The 19,043-nt window shown below is 61.6% G+C and carries 15 protein-coding genes and 1 pseudogene; 6 read left to right on the plus strand and 10 right to left on the minus strand.

Annotated features, from left to right (window positions below; genetic code table 11):
- Positions 1–46: 46 nt before the first annotated feature.
- Complete coding sequence (ftsH, locus tag ACRHIG_RS22595) at positions 47–1,927, minus strand: ATP-dependent zinc metalloprotease FtsH (protein ID WP_077402824.1); 1,881 nt, start codon at positions 1,925–1,927, stop codon at positions 47–49.
- Between the two features lie 202 nt (positions 1,928–2,129).
- Complete coding sequence (locus ACRHIG_RS22600) at positions 2,130–2,813, minus strand: RlmE family RNA methyltransferase (RefSeq protein ID WP_070219517.1); 684 nt, start codon at positions 2,811–2,813, stop codon at positions 2,130–2,132.
- A 42-nt stretch (positions 2,814–2,855) separates the two neighbouring features.
- Between ACRHIG_RS22600 and ACRHIG_RS22605 the strand changes: the two genes are divergently transcribed.
- Positions 2,856–3,326 (plus strand): YhbY family RNA-binding protein, encoded by a 471-nt coding sequence (locus ACRHIG_RS22605; protein ID WP_010397237.1) that lies wholly within the window; start codon positions 2,856–2,858, stop codon positions 3,324–3,326.
- A gap of 147 nt (positions 3,327–3,473) precedes the next feature.
- On the opposite strand, the gene ACRHIG_RS22610 is transcribed toward ACRHIG_RS22605, so the two are convergent.
- From ACRHIG_RS22610 to ACRHIG_RS22635, 6 genes are all read right to left on the minus strand, one after another.
- Complete coding sequence (locus ACRHIG_RS22610; protein WP_489627978.1) at positions 3,474–3,911, minus strand: DUF4149 domain-containing protein; 438 nt, start codon at positions 3,909–3,911, stop codon at positions 3,474–3,476.
- 11 nt (positions 3,912–3,922) lie between these two features.
- On the minus strand, positions 3,923–4,399 hold the full coding sequence (greA, locus tag ACRHIG_RS22615; RefSeq protein ID WP_034757428.1) for a transcription elongation factor GreA: 477 nt from the start codon (positions 4,397–4,399) through the stop codon (positions 3,923–3,925).
- A 172-nt stretch (positions 4,400–4,571) separates the two neighbouring features.
- A complete protein-coding gene (carB, locus tag ACRHIG_RS22620) occupies positions 4,572–7,808 on the minus strand; it encodes a carbamoyl-phosphate synthase large subunit (protein ID WP_475416203.1) in 3,237 nt (1,078 codons plus the stop codon).
- Positions 7,801–8,970 (minus strand): glutamine-hydrolyzing carbamoyl-phosphate synthase small subunit, encoded by a 1,170-nt coding sequence (gene carA, locus ACRHIG_RS22625; RefSeq protein WP_489630858.1) that lies wholly within the window; start codon positions 8,968–8,970, stop codon positions 7,801–7,803. The genes carB and carA overlap by 8 nt, the downstream gene beginning before the upstream one ends.
- Positions 8,971–9,271: 301 nt before the next feature.
- Positions 9,272–9,679 carry a GlcG/HbpS family heme-binding protein gene (locus ACRHIG_RS22630; protein ID WP_070219521.1) on the minus strand — a complete coding sequence of 136 codons (408 nt, stop codon included), beginning with the start codon at positions 9,677–9,679 and terminating at the stop codon, positions 9,272–9,274.
- A 70-nt stretch (positions 9,680–9,749) separates the two neighbouring features.
- Positions 9,750–10,661 (minus strand): patatin-like phospholipase family protein, encoded by a 912-nt coding sequence (locus tag ACRHIG_RS22635; RefSeq protein ID WP_489627979.1) that lies wholly within the window; start codon positions 10,659–10,661, stop codon positions 9,750–9,752.
- A gap of 163 nt (positions 10,662–10,824) precedes the next feature.
- On the opposite strand from ACRHIG_RS22635, the gene ACRHIG_RS22640 reads away from it, so the two are divergent.
- From ACRHIG_RS22640 to ACRHIG_RS22655, 4 genes are all read left to right on the plus strand, one after another.
- A complete protein-coding gene (locus ACRHIG_RS22640; protein WP_489627980.1) occupies positions 10,825–11,487 on the plus strand; it encodes a hypothetical protein in 663 nt (220 codons plus the stop codon).
- Positions 11,484–11,771, plus strand: a complete 288-nt coding sequence (locus ACRHIG_RS22645; protein WP_475416207.1) for a barstar family protein — start codon at positions 11,484–11,486, stop codon at positions 11,769–11,771. Before ACRHIG_RS22640 ends, ACRHIG_RS22645 begins: the two co-directional genes overlap by 4 nt.
- 352 nt (positions 11,772–12,123) lie before the next feature.
- A complete protein-coding gene (leuA, locus tag ACRHIG_RS22650; RefSeq protein WP_489627981.1) occupies positions 12,124–13,830 on the plus strand; it encodes a 2-isopropylmalate synthase in 1,707 nt (568 codons plus the stop codon).
- 167 nt (positions 13,831–13,997) lie between these two features.
- The gene (locus ACRHIG_RS22655; protein ID WP_475416209.1) at positions 13,998–15,602 is read left to right on the plus strand and encodes a methyl-accepting chemotaxis protein; all 1,605 of its coding nucleotides are present in this window, start codon (positions 13,998–14,000) and stop codon (positions 15,600–15,602) included.
- Between the two features lie 16 nt (positions 15,603–15,618).
- On the opposite strand, the gene egtB is transcribed toward ACRHIG_RS22655, so the two are convergent.
- Entirely contained in the window at positions 15,619–16,863 is a 1,245-nt protein-coding gene (egtB, locus tag ACRHIG_RS22660; RefSeq protein WP_489627982.1) for an ergothioneine biosynthesis protein EgtB, read from the minus strand.
- A 9-nt stretch (positions 16,864–16,872) separates the two neighbouring features.
- Positions 16,873–17,865, minus strand: a complete 993-nt coding sequence (egtD, locus tag ACRHIG_RS22665; protein WP_489627983.1) for an L-histidine N(alpha)-methyltransferase — start codon at positions 17,863–17,865, stop codon at positions 16,873–16,875.
- A gap of 318 nt (positions 17,866–18,183) precedes the next feature.
- Here egtD and ACRHIG_RS22670 point away from each other — a divergent pair.
- Positions 18,184–18,875, plus strand: a pseudogene (locus tag ACRHIG_RS22670) (ABC transporter ATP-binding protein).
- Positions 18,876–19,043: the final 168 nt, after the last annotated feature.

Below are 19,043 nucleotides of genomic sequence, written 5' to 3' on the forward strand. Positions count from 1 at the left end.
TCGTTCTTGCCATACCCTTGCGTGCAGCCCGTCAGGGCGGCCCTAATCAGGCTGGTGCCGTCACGTTCGGCGAGATGCCGCCCGTGCCGCTGTCGCCCGCATTGCGGCGTGGCGGGATGACTTTCGGCGGACGCGGCTCCAGGCCGGCCATGATGTCATTGATTTGCTCTGCATCAATGGTTTCCCATTCCAGCAAGGCTTTCGTCATCATTTCGACCTTGTCGCGGTTACTTTCCAGCAATGTGCGCGCCAAAGCATATTGCTTGTCGAGAATGTTGCGGATTTCAGCATCGACCTTTTGCTGGGTCGCTTCCGAGATCGTCTTGGTGGCGCCACCGAAGAAACCTTCGTTTTCGCTGTCTTCGTAGACCATCACGCCCATGCTGTCGGACATGCCGAAGCGGGTCACCATGGAACGGGCCAGCTTGGTGGCGCGCGAGAAGTCGTTCGACGCACCGGTGGACATCTGCCCCACGAAAATCTCTTCGGCGATACGGCCGCCGAACAGGATGGAAATTTCTTCCAGCATCTTGTCCTTGTAGGCGGACAAGTTGTCGTGTTCCGGCAACTGCCAGGTCAGGCCCAGGGCCCAGCCGCGCGGCATGATCGTCACTTTATGCACGGGGTCAGCCTTTGGCAGCAGCTTGGCGACGACGGCGTGACCGGACTCATGGTAAGCCGTATTGCGGCGCTCTTCCTCGCGGATGATCATCGATTTACGCTCGGGACCCATGTAGATCTTGTCTTTCGCGTCTTCGAAGTCAGCCATTTCCACCAGGCGCTTGCTGCGGCGTGCGGCGAACAGGGCTGCCTCGTTGACCAGGTTGGCCAGGTCGGCGCCGGAGAAACCCGGGGTGCCGCGGGCCAGGATATCGGCTTTCACGTCGGTACCGATAGGCACTTTGCGCATGTGCACGTTCAAGATCTGTTCGCGGCCGCGGATATCGGGCAAGCCGACGGAGACCTGGCGGTCGAAACGGCCCGGACGCAGCAAGGCTTTGTCGAGTACGTCGGCACGGTTGGTGGCGGCCACGACGATCACGCCGGAGTTCGCTTCAAAACCGTCCATCTCGACCAGCAACTGGTTCAGGGTCTGTTCGCGCTCGTCATTGCCGCCGCCCATGCCGGCGCCGCGGTGACGGCCGACAGCGTCGATCTCATCGATGAAGATGATGCACGGCGAATGCTTTTTCGCGTTCTCGAACATGTCGCGCACGCGGCTGGCGCCGACGCCGACGAACATTTCCACGAAGTCGGAACCGGAAATCGAGAAGAACGGCACCTTGGCTTCGCCGGCGATGGCGCGCGCCAGCAGGGTTTTACCCGTGCCCGGAGGACCGACCATCAGCACGCCGCGGGGAATGCGGCCGCCCAGTTTCTGGAATTTGCTCGGATCCTTGAGGAAGTCGACCACTTCGTTGACTTCTTCTTTCGCTTCGTCGCAACCGGCGACATCGGCGAAGGTGACGGTGTTGCTGGCTTCATCCATCATGCGCGCCTTCGACTTGCCGAACGAGAATGCCCCGCCCTTGCCGCCGCCTTGCATCTGACGCATGAAGAAGACCCAGACGCCGATCAACAGCAGCATGGGGAACCAGGAAACAAAAATAGTTTGCAGGAACGACGCTTCCTCGGGCGGACGCACATCGAAATGCACGCCATTATCGCGCAGGTCGCCGATCAGGCCCTTGTCGAGGCTGGTGGCGGTGGTACGCACCTTGGTGTCGTCCATCAGCTTGGCGGTGATCGACGAACCTTCGATCACGACATCCTTGACGCGCTTGGCTTTGACTTCATCCAGCAAATCGGAATAAGCGATGGCCTTGCTGCCGCCTGTGGCGCCATGACTGTCGAATTGCTTGAACAGCATGAACAACAGCAGCAATACGACTACCCAGATGGCAGATTTGGAAAACATGTTATTCACGAAGACTCCTTGGATGCAGTGCGCATCTCTTTACCTATAGCTAGAAACACGATTTTACTCGCAATAAGCGGGCCGTGCCAAAGCCCGCCGATCCGTGCGCGCGAAAAAACCGCGTTCACGCAAAAAAATGCAGTATAAACAATTTAGGCTTTTATGCCATCAGACGCTACTGCACTTCTCGTTCCCATGTGCGGATTCCCTCTTAAATATCAAGGGCGGGATCATCTTCTTCTACGGCATTTTTCAGCGGATTCTTGATTCCACGGCCCATCAGGAAGATTTCCGACGATTTATCGCGGCTGGCCTTGGGCTTTTTCTGCACCACGACCTTGAATTCGGCGCGGAATTTTTCCACGATCTGGCTGAAACCCATGTCTTTAAAGCATTTCACCAGCAATACGCCAGATGGCTTCAGGTGCAATTGCGAAAATTCGATGGCCAGGTCGATCAAATGCTCCATGCGCGCGGCGTCCGCCGTGGCAATGCCCGACAGGTTGGGCGCCATGTCCGACAGGACCAGGTCGACCTTGCGGCCTTGCAACACCACTTCCAGCTGGCGCAGCACGCGCGCTTCGCGGAAGTCGCCCTGGATGAAGTGGAAATCGGCGATCGGCTCCATTTCCAGCATGTCCAGGCCAATCAGGGTACCATTGACCCCGCCGCCATCCTTGCCGGCCAGCTTGCGCCGCGTGTACTGGGCCCAGCTGCCGGGAGTACAACCAAGGTCGACAATCACCTGGCCAGGTTTGATCAGTTTCTCGTCTTCATCGATTTCTTTGAGCTTGTATGCTGCCCGGGCGCGGTAGCCCTCTTTTTGCGCCAACTTCACATAAGGATCATTTATGTGGTCGTGCAACCAGTTTTTGTTTAATTTCTTCTTTGCCATTCGCGTAGAATACTGCTTTTAAGGGAATTACTAAATATTATTATGCTAAAACTTACACCCGTAGAGCGCAGCGCACTGCGCGCCGAAGCACACGCGCTGAAGCCTATCGTCATCATTGGCGAAGCGGGCTTGACACCTGCTGTCCTCAAAGAGATCGACCTGGGCCTGGATTCGCACGGCCTGATTAAAGTCCGCGTGTTCGGCGACGACCGCGAAGCCCGCGTCGGAATGTACGATACGATTTGCGGCAATCTCGGCGCCGCCCCGGTACAACATATTGGCAAACTGCTGGTAATCTACCGTCCGAAAAAAGAAGTGGTTAAGGAGAAGGTCAGCGCCGGCAAAGGCATGCGCGAAGTGACCATCGTCAAGGCCAGCGCCAGCGGCACCAAGCGCCCGAGCGTGACGAAAGTCATGATCAAGGGCAATGAGCGCGTTACCGAAGGCGGTTCCATCAAGCGTGCCAAGCCACGTCAGAAAAGCGCCAAGAAAAGCGCACTGGGCAGCAAGTAAGCCTGTTCACCCGGCCACCGCAAGGCGGCCGGGCTTGAAACAAGAAGCGGAGCACGGGATATTCCCTGCTCCGCTTTTTTATTGCAATTGCGCTTGTCGGATTAGCGGGGCCGCAGGCCACGCGTAATCCGACAACACCACAGCCGATTACTGCTGTTTCCAGATCAATACGCCCGCCAGCAGGCTCTGCACGGCAAAGATCACGGTCGACGCGCCATGCAGCAGGCCGAAGCGGCTGCGCATGGCCTCGTCCATGATGCCGGATGAACCCTGGGCTTGCGCCTTGAGGTCGGCCATCAGCGGCGAAATGCCGAAATGGCTGAGCAGCGCGCACACCAGCATGGACAGCACCAATGCTGCCAGCAAACGCCGGCGCTTCAGTTCCAGCGCGCCGGGCGCCCATTGCAGCAAGGCCAGCAGTACTAAAGCGCAAGCAAATGACAGCCAGGCCTCGGCGCGGAACATGCTGCCGGCGATATTGCCCGCCAGCACGCGGTCGCTCAGGGTGCCGAACAGGGTGGGCGCCACGATGAAGCCGATGGTCCACAGGCTGCCCGCCCACAGGGCGGCAACGAGGAGGCGCACGCGGCTGAGCATCAGATGTACAGCACTTCCAGGATTTCGTATTCGCGCGGGCCGGACGGCGCCTGCACTTCCACCACGTCGCCGGCGTACTTGCCGATCAGCGCGCGGGCGATCGGGGACGTCACGGAAACCTTGTTCATTTTCAAGTCGGCTTCATCGAGGCCGACGATCTGGTACGTGACTTTCTGGCCCGATTCCAGGTCTTCCAGGTTCACGGTCGAGGCAAACACCACGCGGCCTTCCGCGTCGAGCGCGGTCGGGTCGATGATTTGCGCAGCACCCAGCTTGCCTTCGAGTTCGGCAATGCGGCCTTCGACGAAAGCCTGGCGCTCCTTGGCGGCATCGTACTCGGCGTTTTCCGACAGATCTCCGTGCGAACGCGCTTCGGCGATCGCATCGATGACGATGCGGCGTTCCTTGGTCTTCAAATGATGCAGCTCTTCCTTCAAGAGTTCTGCGCCGTATTTGGTCAATGGGACTGAGGTCATGTTATCTCTACTATCTGCTAGTTATCGGCGCCGTTGTCCATGTTTTGCCACGGTTAACGGACTTACCAAGTGAAAACCACAGAGGCCGCGCGCTGCTCTGCACGGAACTCTGTGGTTGATAAGCATGCAGTGTACCGCCTAACGGCGGCCACTGCAAATCACACGCGGACTATCAAGCCTGCTGCAGGGTCTTGTGCAGGCCTTGCAGATCGTAGACGCGCAACTCATCCAGATGGCGGATGCCTTCGACGGCCGCTTCCGCGCCGGCGATGGTCGTATAGGTCGTCACGCGCGACGCCAGGGCCGACGTGCGGATGGCCCGCGAATCGACGATGGCGCTGCGCTTTTCTTCCACGGTGTTGATCACCAGCACGATTTCATGGTTCTTGATCATGTCGACGATATGCGGACGGCCTTCGATCACCTTGTTCACTGGCGTGACGGCGATGCCGGCAGCAGCGATCACGGCGGCGGTGCCCTTGGTGGCGACCACGGTGAAACCGGACTCGACCAAGTCGCGCGCCACTTGCACGGCGCGCGGCTTGTCCGACGCTTTCACGCTGATGAAGACCTTGCCCGATTTTGGCAGGTTCACGCCAGCGCCCAGTTGCGATTTCACAAACGCTTCGCCGAACGTCAGGCCCACGCCCATGACTTCGCCCGTCGATTTCATTTCAGGGCCGAGGATGGTGTCCACGCCCGGGAACTTCACGAACGGGAACACGGCTTCCTTGACGCTGAAATACGGCGGCACGACTTCCTGGGTGATGCCCTGCGACGCCAGCGATTGGCCGACCATGCAACGGGCGGCGATCTTCGCCAGTTGCAGACCGGTGGCTTTCGAGACGAAAGGCACGGTGCGCGAGGCGCGCGGATTGACTTCCAGCACGAAGACGACGTCTTTCATTTCGCCGTCGATCTCCTGTTTCTGGATCGCGAACTGCACGTTCATCAGGCCGACCACGTTCAAGCCCTTGGCCATCAGCGCCGTCTGGCGTTTCAGTTCTTCAATGGTTTCCGGTGCCAGCGAATATGGCGGCAAGGAGCAAGCCGAGTCGCCCGAGTGGACGCCAGCCTGTTCGATGTGTTCCATCACGCCGCCGATGAACGTCGTTTCGCCGTCGGAGATGCAATCGACGTCGCACTCAATGGCGTCGTTCAGGAAGCGGTCCAGCAGCACCGGCGAATCGTGCGACACCTTGACGGCTTCGCGCATGTAGCGCTCGAGGTCGCGCTGCTCGTGGACGATTTCCATGGCGCGGCCGCCCAGCACGTACGATGGACGCACGACCAGCGGGTAGCCGATTTCCTGCGCCAGCGCCAAAGCGTCGGCTTCCGTGCGCGCGGTGCGGTTAGGCGGCTGGCGCAGTTCCAGCTTGTGCAGCATCTGCTGGAAACGCTCGCGGTCTTCGGCCGCATCGATCATGTCGGGCGAGGTGCCGATGATCGGTACGCCATTCGCTTCCAGGTCCAGCGCCAGCTTCAATGGCGTCTGGCCGCCGTACTGCACGATCACGCCCACCGGTTTTTCGATGGCGACGATTTCCAGCACGTCTTCCAGGGTCAGCGACTCGAAGTACAGGCGGTCCGAGGTATCGTAGTCGGTCGAAACCGTTTCTGGGTTGCAATTGACCATGATGGTCTCGTAGCCGTCTTCGCGCATGGCGAGGGCCGCGTGGACGCAGCAATAGTCAAACTCGATACCCTGGCCGATACGGTTCGGGCCACCGCCCAGCACCATGATCTTTTTCTTGTCGGTCGGATTCGACTCGCACTCTTCGTCGTACGTCGAATACATGTACGCCGTGTCGGTCGAAAACTCGGCCGCGCAGGTGTCGACGCGCTTGTAGACGGGACGGATGTTGAGCGCATGGCGCTGCTGGCGCACGGCCGTGTCGGTCGTCTGCAACAGGAAGCCCAGGCGGCGGTCCGAGAAGCCCTTCTGTTTCAACTTGTACAGGGTGTTCTTGTCCAGGTTTTCCAGCTTCTGCGTGTCCAGCCACAGTTCCAGGTCGACGATTTCCTTGATCTGGATCAGGAACCATGGGTCGATCTTGGTCAGCTGGTGCACTTCTTCCAGGGTGAAACCCTGGGCAAACGCGTCGCCCACGTACCAGATGCGCTCAGGACCAGGCTCGCCCAGTTCTTCTTCGATCTTTTCGCGGTCCTTGGTCTTTTCGTTCATGCCGTCCACGCCCACTTCCAGGCCGCGCAAGGCTTTCTGGAACGATTCCTGGAAGGTACGGCCGATGGCCATCACTTCGCCGACGGATTTCATCTGCGTCGTCAGGTGGTGGTCGGCGGTCGGGAACTTCTCGAACGTGAAACGGGGGATCTTCGTGACGACGTAATCGATCGACGGCTCGAACGATGCTGGCGTGGCGCCGCCCGTGATTTCATTGCGCAGCTCGTCCAGGGTGAAACCGACGGCCAGCTTGGCGGCGATCTTTGCAATCGGGAAACCCGTCGCTTTCGATGCCAGGGCCGACGAACGCGATACGCGCGGGTTCATCTCGATGACGATCATGCGGCCATCGACGGGGTTGATCGAGAATTGCACGTTCGAACCGCCCGTGTCGACGCCGATCTCGCGCAGCACTGCCAGCGAGGCATTGCGCATGATCTGGTATTCCTTGTCCGTCAGCGTTTGCGCTGGCGCCACCGTGATGGAGTCGCCCGTGTGCACGCCCATCGGATCGAGGTTTTCGATCGAGCAGATGATGATGCAGTTGTCCGCCTTGTCGCGCACCACTTCCATCTCGTATTCTTTCCAGCCCAGCAACGATTCTTCGATCAGCAGCTCTTTCGTCGGCGAGGCTTCCAGGCCGCGCTTGCAGATGGTTTCGAATTCCTCTTCGTTGTAGGCGATGCCGCCGCCGGAGCCGCCCATGGTGAACGATGGACGGATGATGGTCGGGAAGCCCAGCGTGCGCTGCACGGCCCACGATTCTTCCATCGAGTGCGCCACGCCGGAGCGTGCCGAACCGAGGCCGATCTTGGTCATCGCGTCCTTGAACTTGGAACGGTCTTCCGCCTTGTCGATGGCTTCCGGCGACGCGCCGATCAGCTCGACGTTGTATTTCGCCAGCACGCCATTGTTGAACAGGTCCAGCGCGCAGTTCAGCGCCGTCTGGCCGCCCATCGTCGGCAGGATGGCGTCAGGACGCTCCTTGGCGATGATGCGTTCGACGACCGACCAGGTGATCGGTTCGATATACGTCACGTCGGCCATTTCCGGATCCGTCATGATGGTCGCAGGATTGCTGTTGACCAGGATGACTTTGTAGCCCTCTTCGCGCAGGGCCTTGCACGCTTGCGCGCCGGAATAATCGAATTCGCAGGCCTGGCCGATCACGATCGGGCCAGCGCCAATAATCAGAATACTTTTGATATCTAAACGTTTAGGCATTTTTCTTTTTCTCCTCCGCAGCCATCAGGTTGATGAAGCGGTCAAACAGGTAAGCAACATCCATCGGGCCCGGCGACGCTTCAGGGTGGCCCTGGAAGCAGAAGGCCGGCTTGTCCGTGCGGGCAAAGCCCTGCAGGGAGCCGTCGAACAGCGATTCATGGGTCACGCGGCAGTTCGCGGGCAAGGTTGCCGCGTCGACTGCGAAACCGTGGTTTTGCGAGGTAATCAAGACCTGTTTCGTTTCCAGGTCCTGCACCGGGTGGTTGGCGCCGTGGTGGCCGAACTTCATCTTCAGCGTCTTCGCGCCGGAAGCGAGCGCCATGATCTGGTGGCCGAGGCAGATGCCGAAGGTCGGGATGCCCTTCTCGATCAGCTCCTTGGTCGCCGCGATGGCGTAGTCGCACGGCTCCGGATCGCCGGGGCCGTTCGACAGGAAGATGCCGTCCGGATTCAGTGCCAGGGCGTCGGCCGCCGTCGCTTGCGCCGGCAGCACGGTGACTTTGCAACCGCGCGCCGTCAGCATGCGCAGGATGTTGCGCTTGACGCCGTAGTCGAAGGCGACCACGTGGTATTTCGCGTCCGCGTCGGCCAGCTGGCCATAGCCTTCGCCCAGGGTCCATTCCGTTTCGCGGTATTCGTAGGCGGCCTTGCTCGATACCACCTTGGCCAGGTCCATGCCGGCCAGGCCGGGGAAGGAGCGGGCCAGTTCCAGCGCTTGGGCGGCGGATGGCTCGTTGCCTTGCGTGCCGACGAGGATGGCACCGCCCTGCGCGCCTTTTTCACGCAGGATGCGCGTGAGCTTGCGTGTATCGATGCCGGCGATGGCGACGATATTTTCAGCTTTCAGGTAGTCGGACAGGGAGAGGGTGGAACGGAAACTGGATGCCAGCAAGGGCAGATCGCGGATGATGAGGCCAGCGGCGTGAACCTTGGAAGATTCGACGTCTTCCGGATTGACGCCAGTATTGCCGATATGCGGATAGGTCAGGGTGACCATCTGGCGGCAATAGCTTGGGTCGGTAAGGATTTCCTGATACCCGGTCATCGAGGTGTTGAAAACAACCTCGCCCGTGGTATGACCGGCGGCACCGATCGAAAAACCTTTAAAGATCGTTCCATCAGCAAGCGCTAATATGGCTGGAACGGCAGGGCCAGAAAAAATGGCGGCAAGGGCAACTCCTGATAAAGTTACCGTAGCTGCGCCACGTCAGACCGACCGCCTAGTTACCCGAGCCAGATGCACTCAGGGTGTTTCAACGGTCATTTTGAATGAGGGGATGGGTAGTCGCTACGGTATATGTGTGATTGGCTAAACCTTTGAATTATAACCAAAAGGAAGCTTTTCCACAAGGAAGAAAATACGGAAGCCCCGGCATTTTTTGCGCAGCAACATAATGCCGGCGCCCCATGAAAAAGCCGCCCGGCTTGCGCGGAGCGGCTGGTTCTGCAACTGTGGCTACTACTTAGGCCGTCAGGGCCGCAATGCCCGCTTTGGCGATTTGCGCATCTTCCGCCGACTTGACGCCCGAGACGCCGACGGCACCCACGTAGTGGCCGTCGTACACGATGGGCACGCCGCCTTCGAGCAAGCCGTCGATTTCCGGCGCGCTCAGGAACGACACGCGGCCGCCGTTGATCATCTCTTCATAGATGCGCGATTCGCGGCGGCCCAGTGCGGCCGTCTTGGCTTTCGATGGAGCGATGTGCGACGAGATCGGCGCCACACCGTCCATGCGCTGCAGCCATACCAGATGGCCGCCGTCGTCGACGATGGCGATCGTGACCGCCCAGTTATTCTTGACCGCTTCCGCTTCGGCGGCGGCTGCGATTTTCTTTACGTCGTCCAGGGTCAAAATCGGTTTCGATTGCATGGTGCATCCTTGTTATGTTGAAGCAAAATTGTATACGAAATGCGCAGCGGTGCGATCGCGTACTGATCGCTTACTGCTCGCGCCTGGCTTTCAGCTTTTGCTTGAGCTGCGCCATGACGGCAAACGTCGCCTGCTCGCCCGCCAGGATGGCCTGGTTGCGGCTGTTGAAATCGTTGCCCTTCATGGTGCCCAGGCTGGGCTGGATCACCACGTCCGCATCCTTCAGTTCGAACTGGTTGATGCGCTGGCCCATGATGGCGAACGTCTGCATCAGCACTTCCATCGAACTGATGGCCTTTTGCGTATCCGTTTGCGACGAGATATTCACGGCGATGATGAAATCGGCGCCCATGTCGCGCGCAAAGCGCACGGGCACGGGAGCGACGAGGCCGCCATCGACATAGGTGTGGCCCGCGATCGTCACGGGCTGGAACACGCCCGGCACGGCCGACGAGGCGCGCACGGCCATGCCGGTGTTACCGCGCTGGAACAGGATCGGCTGGCCATTTTTCAAATCGGTCGCCACCACGCCGAATGGAATCTTGAGTTTTTCCAGCGACACGCCGCCGACAGCCTTGTTGACATAGCTTTGCAGCGCCTCGCCTTTCAGCACGCCGGACGATTTGCCGAACAGGGGCAAGGCCCAGTCCGAAATGGCGGCCTCGTCCATGTCGAACGCCATCTTTTGCAGGGCGAAGCCCGAGTTGCCCGCCGCATACAAGGCCCCCACGACGCTGCCGGCGCTGGTGCCGGTGACGATGTCGGCCTCGATGCCCTGCGATTCGAGCGCCTTGATCACGCCGATGTGCGCGAAACCGCGCGCCGCGCCACCGCCCAGCGCCAGACCGATCTTGATCTTGCGCGGCGTGACGGCGATGGGTTCCGGGGGCGTCAATACTTGTACGGGTTTCGGGGCGGTGGTATCGCAGCCGGCCAGCACGAAGGCGGCCAGGGCAAGCAGGGTCAGGCGTTTAGGGAACATGGTTGAGAGTGAGAACCGCGCGCGGCAGTGGCAATAAAGGAGAGCCGATTGTAGCGCAAGCGGGGCCGGCCGCACTGAAGGCGGCCTTAAATTATAGTGACAAGGTTCGTGCGCGCCACGCCGGCTGCTAGACTGGCGCCTGGTCTCTTACTCGTTATCCCCCATGCCAGAACAATTGCAATTTGCCGACAGCCGCGCCCTGGACGCTCCATTTGCGCAACAGTTATCGCAGCAGCCGCCCGACGGCGCCCTCGCCTGGCTGAGCGCCATCCTCGCCACGCAGGCACCCGCGCTGCGCTCGTCGAACGCCATCCTGCTGGCCTACACGGGCAATCCAGCCGCCATCGCCTGGCTAGAGAACAATGTCGGCTCGCCCGTGGCCGGGCAATGGGGCGTGGCAGCGGCCCTGCTGGACACGCCCTGGCCGCAAATCGTTGATTGGCTGCAACGGGGCGGCCCGCACCGGCTGATGGCGCTCGATACCCTGCTCGCGTACCGCATGCCAGCCGTCAACATGTCGCCGCTGGAACAGATCGCCGCCCCCGTGCTGCCGCAGGCGCCCGCGCGCGCCGAACTCGACGCCGTGCTGGCCGCCTGCCTGGCGGCATCTTCCACGCCGCGCATCCAGGCTGCCATCGACTCGATCAACAAGCATGTGGACGAGATCCTGCGCGGCGGCCCGCGCGGCGTGGCCGTGGCCGACCTGCCGCGCCTGTACCTCGACCCGGCACCGTTCAAGGATGCATCCGTCATCCTGGAGCAGCACGAGGCAGTGGTCGGCGGCATGCGGCAAAACCTGCAGAACCTGCTCAAAGGCATATTGTGAATCGACCGGCCCTGGTGACGATCGACTTGAGCGAGATCACCTCGCCGCGCCAGTTGCACGCAGCACTGGCCGCCGCGCTGGGTTTCCCTTCCTTCTATGGCATGAACTGGGATGCCTTCTGGGATGCCATCACGGGCCTGGTGGACATGCCGCAACAGCTGGCGCTGCGCGGCTGGCCAGCATTCGCGGCGCGCCTGCCCCACGATGCGGCCCTGTTGCGGCGCTGCCTGGAACGCGCGCGGCAGGAAATGCCGAACGAGGCAGCGCACGTGCACTACATGTAAAACGGAAACGCTTGACAGCCCCGCCCGACATCCCTTACATTGAGTGCATGTCCTCCTTCAAACATTCCTCCCCTTCCCTGCTGTCGCTATCGCGACTACTGCTAGCACGCGCATAAGTTTGCCGCATTGCTTCGCCTGGCCACACGCCGGCGTGTTTCAAAAACCCTGGAAGGTTTGATGATGTTTGCACCATCCCCATACGTACACGTAATCCCCGCTGCGACCGCCCCTGCCGGCATCGCGGCCGCTCTGCTACCGCTACCGATCGCTTGCCTGGCCTAGTGTTGCGTGGCCGCCCGGCAAGCTTGCGCCACAACCCTTGATTTCCCACTATCTTCAGGAGTACCCGATCATGATGTTGCAAAACCCAGCTTCCAAATACCGCGCCTTTCCTCCCGTTAAATTGACCGACCGTCAATGGCCGAACCAGATCATCAGCAAACCGCCCATCTGGATGAGCACCGACTTGCGCGACGGCAATCAGTCCCTGATCGAGCCGATGAGTGCGGAAAAGAAGCTGCGGTTCTTCGACATGCTGATCGCCATCGGCCTGAAGGAAATCGAAGTGGGTTTCCCATCGGCATCGCAGACGGATTTCGATTTCGTGCGCAAGCTCGTCGATGAAGGCCGCATCCCGGACGACGTCACCATCATCGTGCTGACCCAGTCGCGCGAAGAGCTGATCCGCCGCACGGTGGAATCGGTCGTCGGCGCCAAGCGCGCCATCGTGCACCTGTACAACTCCGTGGCGCCCGTGTTCCGCAAGGTCGTGTTCGGCATGTCGCGCGAAGAAATCACGCAGATCGCCACCACCGGCACCACCCTGGTAAAACAGTTGGTGGCCCAGCATCCGGAAACGGAATGGGGCTTCGAATACACGCCGGAATCGTTCTCCACCACGGAACTCGATTTCTCCAAGCATATCTGCGACGCCGTCAGCGCCATCTGGAAGCCCACGCCGGCCAACAAGATGATCATCAACCTGCCCTCGACCGTCGAATGCAGCACGCCCAACGTGTATGCGGACCAGATCGAATGGATGTCGCGCAAGCTGGCGCGCCGCGATTCCATCATCATCAGCGTGCACCCGCATAACGACCGCGGCACGGCCGTCGCGTCGGCCGAGCTGGCCGTGATGGCGGGCGCCGACCGCGTCGAAGGCTGTTTGTTCGGCAATGGCGAGCGCACCGGCAACGTCGATCTCGTCACTTTGGCGATGAACTTGTACACGCAGGGCGTGCACCCGGGCCTCGATTTCTCCGACATCGACACCGTGCGCAAGTGCGTGGAAGAGTGCAACCAGTTGCCCGTCCACCCGCGCCACCCGTATGCGGGCGACCTGGTGTTCACGGCATTCTCCGGCTCGCATCAGGATGCGATCAAGAAAGGTTTTGCCAAGCAACAACCGGACAGCATCTGGGAAGTGCCGTACCTGCCGATCGACCCGGCCGACCTGGGCCGCAGCTACGACGCCGTGATCCGCGTCAACAGCCAGTCCGGCAAGGGCGGCATGGCGTACTTGCTGGAACAGGAATACGGCCTGGTCTTGCCGCGCCGCCTGCAGATCGAATTCTCGCGCGCCGTGCAAGCCGTGGCCGACGCCACGGGCCGCGAAATCGCCGCGCAGGATATCCATGCAATCTTCCAGAAGGAATACCTGGAGCAGACGGCACCGTACGCCTACGCCTCGCACCGCATGGTGGAAGACACGAGCAGCGATGAATCCGTGCAGATCGACATCAGCCTGTCGCACCGCCAGACGCCGCTGGCCCTGCAAGGCGGCGGCAACGGCCCCATCGACGCCTTCGTCAACGCGCTCGGTCTCGACATCAAGCTGATGGATTACCATGAGCACTCGATCGGCTCGGGCGCCAACGCGCAGGCGGCCTGCTACGTCGAATTGCGCCTCGATAACGGTCCGACCCTGTTCGGCGCCGCCATCGACAGCAACATCGTCACCGCCTCGTTCAAGGCCGTGCTGTCGGCCGTGAACCGCCGCATCGGACAGACGGAAGCCGAAAAAACAACAGCGGCCGACATGGCGGCCAGCGCCGTCTAAGGACTGCGTTCCCTCTCGCGCAGGGAAAAAAGCGGTACGGCTTGATCGCCGTGCCGCTTTTTCATTTCCGTAGGGCAATTGTTGCTGCAAAAGAAGTATCTCGCGCCGTATAATCGACTCATAATAAGACCACCGGGGACAGATCATTAGCTACCGAGGGAATCAGTATGAAATTGACGGACATGAAGATAGGCGTGCGCCTGGGCGCCGGCTTTGGCGTGGTGCTGCTGCTGATGGCAGTGCTGGTGGGCACGGGCCTGTTCCGGCTGGACAAGATCGGCGCGCTCAGCGAAGCCATCATCGAAAAAGACTGGGCCAAGGCCGACGCCATCGCCACCATCCGCAGCACCACCCGTTCGAACGCGGCACTGGTGCTGGAGCTGTTCATCCATGAAGATCCGGCCCGCGCCAGCGCGATCCACGGCGAAATCGATGCCAACAAGGCCACCATCACCGATGCGCTGGCCATCCTCGACCGCCTGATCGTGCTGCCTGAAGGCAAGGAACTGCTGGCCACCCTGAAGCAGCAGCGCAAGGCCTATGTCGTCTCGTTCAGCCAGGCAGACAAGCTGCTGGTGGCGGGACAGCGCGCGGAAGCGGCCAAGCACGTGCGCGACGATACCCTGCCCGCCCTGAACCAGCTGCAAAAGACCGTCAATCGCCTGAACGAACTGCAGCGCGGCGTGGTCGTGCATGGCGGCCAGCAAATCCAGAGCAATATTTCCGCAGCGAATGTGCTGATGGCCAGCCTGGGCACGGCCGCCCTGCTGCTGGGCGTGCTCTTCGCCTGGTGGGTCACGCGTTCGATCACCACGCCGATCGCATATGCGCTGCGCGTGGCGCAAGCCGTGGCAGGAGGCGACTTGAGCAGCAAGATCGTGGCCGACGGCAAGGATGAAGCGGGCCAGCTGCTGCAGGCCTTGCGCGACATGAACACCAACCTGGCCACCCTGGTGGGCCAGGTGCGCGGCGGCACGGGCACGATTGCCGTGGCGTCGAGCCAGATCGCCAGCGGCAATGCCGACCTGTCGGCCCGCACCGAGGCGCAAGCGAGCGCGCTGGAAGAGACGGCCTCGTCGATGATCGAACTGACGGGCACCGTGCGCAGCAACAGCGACAATGCGCGCCAGGCCGACAGCCTGGCCCGCTCGGCCTCGGCCATCGCGCAGCGCGGCGGCTCGGCCATGGCGGAAGTGATCGGCACCATGGACGCCATCAATGCGTCGTCGCGCAAGATCGTCGACATCATCGCCGTCATCGACGGCATCGCTTTCCAGACGAACATCCTGGCCCTGAACGCGGCCGTGGAAGCGGCGCGTGCCGGCGAGCAGGGCCGCGGCTTTGCCGTCGTGGCGTCCGAAGTGCGTAACCTGGCGCAACGTTCGGCGGCGGCGGCAAAAGAGATCAAGGAACTCATTGCCGACTCCGTCACCCGCGTCGGCCAGGGCGCGCAGCTGGTCAGCCAGGCGGGCGCCACGATGGATGAAGTGGTGGCCAGCGTGGGACGGGTCAGCGCCATCGTCGGTGAAATCAGCGTCGCCAACCACGAGCAGAGCGAAGGCATCGAGCAGATCAATGCCGCCATCATGCAGATGGACCAGACGACGCAGCAGAATGCGGCCCTGGTCGAGGAAGCGGCCGCCGCGGCGGCAGCCATGCATGAACAGGCGGGCGAACTGGAAACCCTCGTCAGCCAGTTCAAGCTCGAGCAGAACGCCAGCGCCAAGGCACCGCCCCGCCCTGATGCGCCCGCCGTCCCGCGCCTGCACTAAGTTATTCCACCTTTGCTTATTCCACCTGGCGCGCCAGGCGGATGCCCGTAAATTGCCAGCGCGCGCCGGCCGGAAAGAAATTGCGGTAGCTGGCGCGCGCATGGCCGGCCGGCGTGGCGCACGACGAACCGCGCAGCACATACTGGTTCAGCATGAACTTGCCGTTGTATTCGCCCAGCGCCCCGGGCGCCGTTCGGTAGCCCGGATACGGCGCATAGCTGCTGCTGGTCCACTGCCAGCAATGGCCGAACATTTGCCGCAGTCCCGCTCCCGGCGCGCCGGCAGCCGGATGCAGCTGTCCCACTTGCATGTCGACGCCCTGCGCCGCCACTTCCCACTCCGCTTCCGTCGGCAGGCGCGCGCCGGCCCAGTGCGCATACGCGTCGGCCTCGAACAGCGACAAGTGCGTGGCCGGTGCCTGCGGGTCGAGCGGACGCAAGCCGGATAAAGTGAATTCCTGCCAGTGGCCCGCCTCGTCGCGCTGCCAGTACAGCGGGCAGGACAGCTGCTGCGTGCGGACCCAGTCCCAGCCTTCAGCCAGCCACCAATGCGCCATGCGGTAGCCGCCCGCTTCGATAAAGGCGAGAAATTCGCCATTCGTCACCAGCGCGCTGGCCAGTTCGAACGGCGCCACGTATTGCGGGTGGCGCGGCAATTCATTGTCGAAGCAAAAACCGTCGCCCGCGTGGCCGATCTGCGCCAGGCCGCCGTCGAAGGCGAGCCAGGCCGTGGGCTGCGCGTGTTCTTGCGCTGGCGCCACCGCGCCGTCGAGCGCATTGTCCAGGTAAGCGGGAAACAGCGCGCTCTGCGCCAGCAGGTGCTTGACGTCCGTCAACAGCAATTCCTGGTGCTGCTGCTCGTGTTCCAGGCCCAGTGCCAGCAGCATGGTCAGCCGTTCGCGCTCGGGCCGCGCCAGTTCCCCCGCCAGCAGGCGCGCGATGCGCGCATCGACGTTGGCCCGGTAGGCGCGCACCTGCGCCATGCCGGGGCGGGTCAGCAAGCCCCGCTGGGCGCGCGGGTGCTTCTCGCCCACGCCGTTGTAATACGAGTTGAACAGTACGCGGAAGGCCGGGTGGAATGGCGCGAACGCCGCCTCCATGCTTTCCAGGATAAACGTTTCGAAAAACCAGGTGGTATGCGCCAGGTGCCATTTGACGGGGCTGGCGTCCGGCATCGACTGGGCGCCGCAATCCTCGTCGGACAGGGGTTCGGCCAGCCGCAACGAGTGCTGGCGCACCTTGTTGTAATGATCGATCAGCATCGTGGCCTTTTAGTCCCGGATGACGCGCGCGTAGATGACGGCAAACCACTGCTGCGGGTCCGTCCAGACTTGCACGGTGGAAAACCCCGCCTGCTCCAGCAAGCCGACGAAGGCCGGGCGCGTGTATTTATAGCTGTCTTCTGTATGGATGCGCTCGCCTTTCGCGAAACGCCGCTGGCCACCTTTCCAGCGGACAAACTGCTCGCTGCGCGCCTCCAGGTGCATTTCCACGCGGTTCTCGTCGGCATTGAAAAAACCGTGGTGCCGCCATGCGCGCACGTCGAAGTCGGCGCCGATCAAGCCGTTCACGTGGCGCAGCATGTTCAGGTTGAAGGCGGCCGTGACGCCCAGCGCGTCGTCATAGGCGGCGTCGAGGATGGCGTCCTCCTTGATCAGGTCGATGCCGATCAGCAGGCCGCCATCGCCGTCCGCATTCGCGCGCAGGCGGCGCAGGAAGGCGGTCGCTTGTTCAGGCGAAAAATTGCCGATCGACGAGCCGGGATAGAAAAACAGGCGCCGCGCGTCACGCACGCTGTCGGGCAAGTCCAGGCGGCTGGAGAAATCCAGGCCCAGGCCCGTCATCTCGATGTGCGGAAAGCGCTGCTGCAGCCGGCTCAGCGATTCGCTGAGGAAATCGTAGGAAATATCCACGGCCACGTACTGGGCCGGATGCAGCAGGGGGAACAGGCTGGCGGCCTTGGCGCAATTGCCCGCGCCCAGGTCGATCAGGGTGCTGCCCGGCCCCACGGCGTGGGCGATCTCGGCGCCGTGGCGGGCGAAGATGGCCGCCTCGGTGCGCGTCGGATAGTACTCGGGCAAGGCGCAGATGGCTTCGAACAGTTTCGAGCCCAGCGCGTCGTACAGGTACTTGGGCGAGGTCCAGGCATCGCGCGCCAGCAAGCCGCTGCTGATCTCGGCTATCGTGGCAGGAGTGGCGCTGGCCGCGCCGGCGTTGCTGGCGGGATACAAATCAGACTGCTGTTGCGCGAGTGGCATGGTCATGGGCTGGCGTCGTCAATGTTAGGTTCACGAAGGGCTTGCACGGTCAGCCACCGGGCGCCCCCCTGCCGTAGCGGTCTGCGGGCGCCTTGCCGATGACTTTTTCTCATCATAGCGGAATCCGCGCAAGCCAGCCGTGCGGCAGGTAACTTAAGGTCGAACAGCCGGCGTGCACACAAAATTGGTATTGCCAAGCAAAAAGGATAAGCCTGTCGTATACTACACATTGCCGGCCAAACAATCCGCGCCCCTTTGCAGTTCCCAGGCCCCCTCTCCCCCGCGTGCCGCCCTTTACGATAGCCGTTATTAATCAAGATCACCATGCTCGAATTGCGCCATCTGTCGAAGTCCTATGCCAATGCCCGTCCCGTGCTGGCGAATATTTCCTGCCGCTTCAAGGCGGGGAATTCATCGCCATCATGGGCGATTCGGGCGTGGGCAAATCGACCTTGCTGAACCTGATCGCCGGCCTCGACACGCCCGATGCGGGTGCCGAAGCGCACCCTATCCTGGTGGACGGCATTGCCATGTCCAGCCTCGATGACGCCGCCGCCACCCGGCTGCGTCGCGCCCGCATGGGATTTATCTTCCAGGCGTTCCACGTCTTGCCGCACCTGACCCTGCTGCAAAACGTGGCCCTGCCGCTGCTGCTCAACGGACTGCCCCAGGAGCGTGCCGCCAGCATGCTCGAGGCCGTCGGCCTTGGCGGACGCGGCGGCGACTTTCCGCAGCAATTGTCGGGCGGCGAAATGCAGCGCGTGGCCATCGCCCGCGCGCTCGTGCACAAGCCGGCGCTGGTGCTGGCCGACGAGCCCACCGGCAACCTCGACCCGGACACGGCGCACGGCATCCTGCAATTGCTGCGCGCCGAAATCAAGGCCAACGGCAGCTGCGCGATCATGGTCACGCATTCGCTGGCCGCCGCCGAAATGGCGGACCGGACCATGATCCTGACGAAAAGCGGCTTACAAAATACAACAATCGTCAACCAAATTGATCAAACAATCAGTTAATTTAACTGACCATCTGTCACAAGTTTTGTTATCGTAGTATTATTGAAAACACTTGCCTGGTTATCAATGTTGTAACGCAAATGTTGTCACGTCACCCAGACAGCCGTACTGCGATGACGAACTATAGCCGGGACCATAGAAAGTGGTCTCGTCCCTTGCATAACCTGA

It is taken from the genome of Janthinobacterium sp. C22 (assembly GCF_057919405.1).

Excerpts from the sequence above, each read along its gene's own strand:
- ACRHIG_RS22600 (WP_070219517.1), bottom strand. The coding sequence starts at position 2,813 with ATGGCAAAGAAGAAATTAAACAAAAACTGGTTGCACGACCACATAAAT.
- ACRHIG_RS22605 (WP_010397237.1), top strand. The coding sequence starts at position 2,856 with ATGCTAAAACTTACACCCGTAGAGCGCAGCGCACTGCGCGCCGAAGCA.
- greA (WP_034757428.1), bottom strand. The coding sequence starts at position 4,399 with ATGACCTCAGTCCCATTGACCAAATACGGCGCAGAACTCTTGAAGGAA.
- carB (WP_475416203.1), bottom strand. The coding sequence starts at position 7,808 with ATGCCTAAACGTTTAGATATCAAAAGTATTCTGATTATTGGCGCTGGC.
- ACRHIG_RS22630 (WP_070219521.1), bottom strand. The coding sequence starts at position 9,679 with ATGCAATCGAAACCGATTTTGACCCTGGACGACGTAAAGAAAATCGCA.
- ACRHIG_RS22635 (WP_489627979.1), bottom strand. The coding sequence starts at position 10,661 with ATGTTCCCTAAACGCCTGACCCTGCTTGCCCTGGCCGCCTTCGTGCTG.
- ACRHIG_RS22640 (WP_489627980.1), top strand. The coding sequence starts at position 10,825 with ATGCCAGAACAATTGCAATTTGCCGACAGCCGCGCCCTGGACGCTCCA.
- leuA (WP_489627981.1), top strand. The coding sequence starts at position 12,124 with ATGATGTTGCAAAACCCAGCTTCCAAATACCGCGCCTTTCCTCCCGTT.
- ACRHIG_RS22655 (WP_475416209.1), top strand. The coding sequence starts at position 13,998 with ATGAAATTGACGGACATGAAGATAGGCGTGCGCCTGGGCGCCGGCTTT.
- egtB (WP_489627982.1), bottom strand. The coding sequence starts at position 16,863 with ATGCTGATCGATCATTACAACAAGGTGCGCCAGCACTCGTTGCGGCTG.
- egtD (WP_489627983.1), bottom strand. The coding sequence starts at position 17,865 with ATGACCATGCCACTCGCGCAACAGCAGTCTGATTTGTATCCCGCCAGC.